The following is a 255-nucleotide window of genomic DNA, read 5'->3' on the forward strand; positions in this document are numbered from 1 at the left end:
CAGCCGTTCGGCCGGATAGGCCGGATCGAGCGGCACATAACAGCCACCCGCCTTCAGCGTAGCGAGCATCGCCAGCACCATCTCGATCCCGCGTCCGCTGCAGATCGCCACCCGGACGTCGGCTCCCACGCCCAAGCCACGCAGATGGCGCGCCAACTGGTTGGCCTGGCGGTTCAAATCGGCATAGCTGACTTCCAGATCGCCGCACACCAGCGCGGTCGCCTCGGGACGAAGTTCGGCATGCCGCTCGAACAG

At 66.7% G+C, this 255-nt stretch carries 1 protein-coding gene; it reads right to left on the reverse strand.

Features of this window, described 5'->3' with window-relative positions; genetic code table 11:
• Positions 1 to 255: AMP-binding protein (locus KVP70_RS33835; RefSeq protein ID WP_217946795.1), on the reverse strand; the 255-nt coding region annotated here is incomplete at both ends.

Source organism: Duganella violaceipulchra (assembly GCF_019166075.1).
Classification (GTDB): domain Bacteria; phylum Pseudomonadota; class Gammaproteobacteria; order Burkholderiales; family Burkholderiaceae_D; genus Rugamonas; species Rugamonas violaceipulchra.